Raw genomic sequence first — 6,746 nt, 5'->3', positions numbered from 1 at the left:
CTTAAACCGGACACGCTGATCTGCTGGTATCGCGATCGCCCGGAAAGCGACGATCCGCCTCCCAACGCTTGGACGTTGTCGAGGTACTTGCTTCAGATTCACCCGCGTCCGCGAGTTGCGTATTTTTGGGATCCCGCTTTCTTGCAACGAATCGTCATCCCTTGACTAAACATTCGATAGCAGGAAACGGCCGCAAGCAGACACCCGGGACAGTTGTTCAGTCGTTTCAAAAAGCACCCTACAGCCAGCGATATCGTGACTTCTGTCAAAACTCGTAGCGCAAGCGGAGCTTTTTTATGAGTTCTGTGGTCGGCATGTATCTCGCATTGCTCGCCGCCATGAGCTTGGTCCTCTACTTCTTTTTTCTTGCCGGACGGGCGCTTCCTGTTGCCGGGTACTGGTTGGCTTCCGTCATCTTGGTACTCGTACTCGGCTTCTGGATTTTGCTTGCGTTTGACGATGCAGATGGACCTGGGGGCACGCTAGGCACGGCCATTGTTGCAGCGGGCTCGCTCCTCTGTCTAAGCGCGGGCGTAGGTCTTGCCGCTGGAGCAATAAACGGTGCCGCTCCGATAGTGGGATTCGGGCTGGGAGTTGCAGGCTCAAGCGCCATACATCTTTGGCTTGTACCGAATGCTAGTCCCTACATTGGTGCCGTACTCTTGCTGTTCTTTTGCATCGGCGGCACGGTCCTCCAAACCTTGCGAAGAAAGTAGGAGCAACGCACATGAGGCCCTCATGCTGCGTCAAGCTGCTGGGCAGCAATTCGAAGGCCAAAGGCGCCGTCGCAAACTACAGAGCATCCTGGCGTCAGGCCTGCCCACGGTAGGCTGCGCAGATGATTGTGCAGGGTGGTTTACCGACTACAGTCGGCCAGAACCGGACTTTTCGTCTCACCTGCCATTGGCCCCAATGACGGAGCATGAACTAAAAGACTGACGAGCATGCCGACAGGAGATTTTCTGCAATTCAATGTTCTTCCATTCGGAAGTTTCTTGATTCCGGTCACTGCCGCCGTACTTTGGCGGCTCCGAAAGAATCTGACATGGAAGGTTATGTTCCTCGTCTGCATGATGGGAGTTTTGGGTGGGGCGTTGGTGGTCGCGACACTGCGGGCTTTTCTTCTCCTTCCTTTACACATAGGCTGTCTCGACTGCGGTCTCTTAAATAAATGGTGGTATTGGGACGTACTCACCTTTGTCCAAGGCTTCGGCATCACGTCCGCCTTGGCGCTGCTGGCGCATCGGCTAGCACTCAGGTTTCGACGTTGATTTCTGTTCGCTTCGAAGCGTGACGTACGGCAGCTGGGAGTCCTGTGGAACCAGCCTCCCTTCGGCTACAGTCGGCCAAAACCAGACGTCCCATCGCACCGCTCAAGGCGCCATAGACCACAGTCCCATGATCTTGAGAATCTCCACGTTCTTATTCCTTCTGTTTGTGTCAGCCGCGCTGTTCGCAGAGGGTTCGATATCCAACGCTTGAAGACTCCCGTCGTGCCATCCGATGCAGCTACCTGTTCGGCATTGCTGCGCGAGAAGCCTACAGCGACCAGGTCAAGAATGCGAACCGAACAGCCAGGGGTCTGATGCTTCGGCTGGGATCACTCAGCGCCGGTACTCAGTTGACACTGTCATGGGTGGACGAACTTGAGAAGGAGATGCCATTAAGTGGCGAGCAATTGATGGCCATGAACGACGACTGCAAGAAGCTGCTCACTGAACAACGAGAGCTCATCGGATTGCTGCGAGAGAATCGGCTGTAGCCATCTGCTCCGGCGGATGCCTGTCAGCACACAGCCCAACAGCGGACCTTCGCTCCGCCCGCGCAATCCTTGAATTTCATGAGGCAGACGTATGCAGGTTCGCAGCATTGCCACTTCCGATTTAGACGCACTCTATCGCCTGCTCGTAGCCAACGGGTGGGCACATCGCGTTGGTGAGGTAAAAGACCTAAAGCGAGTGATTTCGGGGTCACAGCGAGCGGTAGTTGCGGTGGCAGACGACGAAATCGTTGGGTTCGCGCGTGCGATTACTGACGGGATTTCCAACGGATATGTGTCCATGGTCGTCGTTGCCGAGCAGTATCGGCGACGAGGCATTGGGCAGGCACTCGTTGAACGACTTCTCGGTTCGGAACCAAGCATCACCTGGGTACTTCGGGCCGGAAGAGAAGGCGCAGCCGAGTTCTTCGGAAAGCTCGGGTTCACCATCTCAACGACCGCCACGGAGCGTCTGCGACGCTGACCCTCAACGAACACAAGTCCCGCGTGGAAGGTAGCCTCCGGCCAATAGGAGCCGGTCGCGGCGGTCGGTCAAATTCGACCGATGAATACCGCCGGCGACGACAGAAACAGCGGCCGCTATTGCTGATTGCGAAGGTGTGAGCCGCCAAACCTCTCACCTGCAAGGGCCACGACGACGTGCCGCTTTCGTCCGACCGACAGGCGTACAGCGTCAGCCGTCTCGAAGTGTGTTGAGTCGATGGTGGCATCGACTGACTCGACGGTCACCCCGTCCAGTTTCACTCCTCGCCCTTGAATCAAGCGACGCGCATCTCCTTTGGATGAGGCCAGATTCGCACGTACCAGGAGGTCGACCACTGTTACTCCTAGCTCGAGTTCATCGGACTGGACGGACAGTCTTTGCAGCCCGTCCACGGCGCTTCCTCCGGACAACGAGGCCCGAGCGGCCTCCGCGGCGGACGCCGCAGCATCATCACCGTGGACAAGTCGAGTCGCCTCTGTCGCGAGCAGTTCCTTCGCATCGTTGAGCTCCGCTCCGCACCGCGACTCATGGCGCGCAATCTCCTCAAGGGACACGTCGGTAAAGAGACGCAGGAAACGCCCGACATCGCCATCCTCTGTGTTGCGCCAGAACTGCCAGTAGTCGAAAGGCGACAACCTCGCTGCGTTCAGCCAGATGGCGCCAGACGCCGTCTTTCCCATCTTCGCACCGGACGAGGTTGTCAGCAGCGGAGCCGTCAGCCCGAAGACCTCGTGTCCCTCGACCCGTCGTACTAGGTCAACCCCGCTGACGATGTTCCCCCACTGGTCAGAGCCGCCCATCTGTACCTTGCAACCAAAACGCCGGGATAGCTCAAGAAAATCGTAGGCCTGCAGAATCATGTAGTTGAACTCGAGGAAGCTCAGGCTCTCCTGCTTCTCCAGGCGCGACCGGACACTGTCGAAAGACAGCATTCGGTTGACGGAGAAATGACGCCCGACGTCTCGAAGCAAGGCGATATACCCAAGGCCGTCCAACCAATCGGCGTTGTTGACCATGACGGCATCACTCGGGCCATCGCCGAACGCCAGGAGGCGCTCAAAAACTCCTCGAATAGCGGCAACGTTGGTGGAAATCTGCTCGTCGTCCAGCATCGGCCGAGCCTCTGAGCGAAAACTTGGGTCACCGACGCGCGTCGTGCCGCCTCCCATCAGCACGATGGGCTTGTGGCCGCACTGCTGGAGTCGCCGAAGCGCCATAACTGGCAGCAAGTGCCCCACATGCAGGCTGTCAGCAGTGGCGTCGAAGCCGACGTACACGGGCACCGAACCAGTACTCAGTGTGGAATCTAGCCCAGCGAGGGACGTGCCTTGATTCACGTAGCCTCGCTCGGTGAGCACCCGCATGGCTGGGGATTGCGGCACCCACGGTGCCGCTGGCGCGCTGGAAATCATATTCATCAAATCTCTCCTTAGTTGATGCCACAAGGAGGACCGTCAGAAGTACGAATGCCGCCTTGCGGCGGCATCGTTAGTTCATGACCAAACCTGCCGCCTACGAGAGGGCGACGTAATACGCGACGGCGGTGTGCGAATGAAAGGCCATTGAGTTATCGTACCTTGCAAGACGCGGGCCGTCTACCATGCGGCACTATGCGGCCAAGTCCGGTCATTGGCCGACGCACTCCAATTCGCCGCACATCGGGTGTTCGCTTGGCCCATACAGACATCGTGACCTCGGCCGCGCGGACTCGCTTCTAGGCGCAGACGTTGCACCTTCACGACCGCCGACAATAACTCGCTCAACCAACGTGCGCTTGGCGAAATAACCAATGGTAGCCTTTGGCCTTCATCGCATAAAAACTCGGAGGAAGAGGAAAACTATGAAGGCACTTGCAAATTCTCTGACTATTCTCTTCCTGCTAGCGTGTTCGCTGGCTTGTGCGGAAGAGCAAACTATTCGAGTACCCGGTGAAGGGTGGAGGATTCGCTTTGAAGCCCCTGAGCTATCACCGGCCCCTGCTCCCCCGCCTGGCGGGCGACAGCGGGTTTACTACGGAAAGGCCGACCGGCTTCAGCTCACCTTCTTTGTAGAACCTCCAGGTTGCGCTGGTCCAGACACCGATGAAAATATCTACGCTTGCTTTCTCCCGAGACTTCTGAAAAACCCCTACATCGTGAGCGACTCGGTACGAGCTAACACCGTGCCCAATGGGGTGTTGGTGATGGCGTTCTCGCGATTGCAGACAGAAATTGGCACAGGCACCAATTTCAGCATGCACTTGTTGTTTGCTCGGCGTGGGAAATGGGCTGACGTCCACGCTTCATTTGCGTCCCCGACCAAGGACGACGTCAGAGCGCTTGCCGCAATAATGAACTCCATAAGAATCGAGAATGACTCTGAGCCCTGAGCCCTCGTTTGAGAAAGCGTGTTCCTTTGGTTGGTTGTCCACCAGCCGAAGCAGGCTGACGACGTCGAGGCAGAAATCGGCCAAAAGGAGCCATCCGTTTTGATGGTTCGATTTCACAGGAGGAAAGAGATGGATGCCCCGGAGCCGAGCGCGGCATGTAGAGAGGTAATTCTAGAGTGGTCGACGCTTTCGGAGTTGGCGGACTTTGCTGAGCGACGGCTGAGTTACGGCAATAGCGATGGCGGGTTTGGTGTCATCTATCCGGAAGGCTTGGACGAGTATGACATCGAGGTTGACGGCATTGATATTCCAACCGGTTCGCTTCTTATCTATGGTTGGGCGTTCGCCAGTCCTCCAGGATATGAAGTGCTCGTTGAGGAGAAGTTATACCTTGGCACTCTCCGTGATGTATTGTGGGAACGTGGGTTCACTGCTGGTGCGGAAAGAGTCGCTGCGCTACTGAACGGGCAAAGCCAGTCCTCTAGGTAGTGCGCGAAGGAATACAGGCACTTGCTAAGCCGCCAGCCGAGTCAATGCCTCGGCGGATCGGCGCGGCAGCGTTGCAGGCACTTTTGAGCGACCGCTTTTTGCCCTATCGAATGTCGGCTTCGGGCCCATAGCAGTCGGTCGCTGACTCCGGTCCCGGTCGGATGGCCGATCCACTCAGACTGGAAGTGAAAGGCACGCCATCCGAAACCCCTGTGAATTGCTTGGCGCACTGAAGAGCCCCCTATGACGCAGCGATTCGCAACCCACGAACATCCTTGCCTCCAACGCGCAATGGCCAATGCGCGCGAACACGGGAAACCTCGATCGCCTATTTTTCCGCGACCTCGCCAGCAGGGGCCGCGCCGGCCGGCAGCGACTCCACCCGCACCACCCGCTGCGGATAAGGAATATCGATCCCCGCCCCCCGCAACCCATCGAGGATCGCGATGTTGATCGCCGAGCGCAGGTTGTCCTTGCCCTTGTCCGGGTCGGCCACCCAGAAGTTGAGCGTGAACTCCAGCCCGTCGGGCGCGAAGTTCATGAGGAAGGCCACCGGAGCCGGGTCGGTCATCACGCGCGGCTGGGCCTTGGCCGCCTCGCACAGGATGGACTGCACCTGCGCCACGTCGCTCTCGTAGCCGACCACGATGGTGGTCGTGATGTTGAACTTGCGGTCGGCCAGCGAGAGGTTCTCCACGCGGCTGGTGATCAGCGATTCGTTCGGCACGATGGCTTCGCGCCCGTTGCCCGCGCGGATGAGCGTGTAGCGCGTCTTGATGTCGGTGATGCGGCCCTCGAAGGTGTCGACCTTGACGTTGTCGCCGATGCGGATGGAGCGCTCGAGCAGGATCACGAAGCCGCTCACGTAGTTGGCCGCGAGTTTCTGCAGACCGAAACCCAGGCCCACGCCGAGCGCGCCGCCCAGCACGGAGAGCGCCGTCAGGTCGACCCCCACCGCCGAGAGCGCGAACAGCAGGCCCACCAGCAGCAGGAAGGCGCGCACCGCGTTCGACGCCACCTTGCGCATCGACAGGTCGGTGACGGCCTCGCGCAGGATGCGTTTCTCGATGGTGCTGGAGATCCACAGCGAGATCATCAGCACCACGCCCGCCGACAGCACGCCCTGGAAGATGGTCTGCAGGCTCACGCGCGTCTTGCCGAAGGCCAGCGTGATGTCGTCGAGTTCGGCCAGCACCGGCGGCAGCAGCCCCACGATCCAGAGCACCGCCGCGATCCAGGCCAGCCACGAGATCGTGCGCTCTATCAGCCTGACGAGATTGGAGGCCGGGAACACCGCCCTGAGCACCCGCGCGAACAGCCTGATGACCGCCAGCGACAGGAACACCGGGACCGCGATGCGCAGCACCAGCACGGTCTGGAAGTCGATCACCACGCGTCGGGCGAGATCGGTGAACACCAGCGCCAGCAGCGGGAACAGCAGCCCGTCGAAGGTGCTTTCGCCGAACCAGATGGAATCCTTGGGCTGGTCGCGGCCGAACCACTTGCAGATGGCCCAGGCCAGCGCCACGCAGGCCACCAGCGCGATCAGTTCGATGCCCAGGCCGCGCGCGTCGACCTGGCTCAGTCGTTGGAGGAAATCGTTGAAATTCATCTATCGGGACAGG

General features: G+C 59.1%; 5 protein-coding genes. 3 read left to right on the top strand and 2 right to left on the bottom strand.

The genetic code is table 11. The features are described from left to right. Positions 1-296: 296 nt before the first annotated feature. Positions 297-716, top strand: a complete 420-nt coding sequence (locus EJP69_RS25120) for a hypothetical protein (RefSeq protein WP_126472954.1) — start codon at positions 297-299, stop codon at positions 714-716. Positions 717-1,853: 1,137 nt separating this feature from the next. Next, a complete protein-coding gene (locus EJP69_RS25115) occupies positions 1,854-2,243 on the top strand; it encodes a GNAT family N-acetyltransferase (RefSeq protein WP_126472952.1) in 390 nt (129 codons plus the stop codon). 116 nt (positions 2,244-2,359) lie between these two features. Here EJP69_RS25115 and tyrS read toward each other — a convergent pair whose 3' ends face one another. Further along, positions 2,360-3,682 (bottom strand): tyrosine--tRNA ligase, encoded by a 1,323-nt coding sequence (tyrS, locus tag EJP69_RS25110; RefSeq protein WP_240652282.1) that lies wholly within the window; start codon positions 3,680-3,682, stop codon positions 2,360-2,362. A 1,079-nt stretch (positions 3,683-4,761) separates the two neighbouring features. On the opposite strand from tyrS, the gene EJP69_RS25105 reads away from it, so the two are divergent. Beyond that, on the top strand, positions 4,762-5,121 hold the full coding sequence (locus EJP69_RS25105; protein WP_019658698.1) for a hypothetical protein: 360 nt from the start codon (positions 4,762-4,764) through the stop codon (positions 5,119-5,121). A 328-nt stretch (positions 5,122-5,449) separates the two neighbouring features. Here EJP69_RS25105 and EJP69_RS25100 read toward each other — a convergent pair whose 3' ends face one another. After that, positions 5,450-6,733, bottom strand: a complete 1,284-nt coding sequence (locus EJP69_RS25100) for a mechanosensitive ion channel family protein (protein WP_126472950.1) — start codon at positions 6,731-6,733, stop codon at positions 5,450-5,452. Positions 6,734-6,746 lie beyond the last annotated feature (13 nt).

The organism is Variovorax gossypii (assembly GCF_003965815.1).
Lineage (GTDB): Bacteria > Pseudomonadota > Gammaproteobacteria > Burkholderiales > Burkholderiaceae_C > Variovorax > Variovorax gossypii.
Note: the sequence above shows the minus strand (reverse complement) of the source record. Positions and strands in the feature narration are given on the sequence as shown.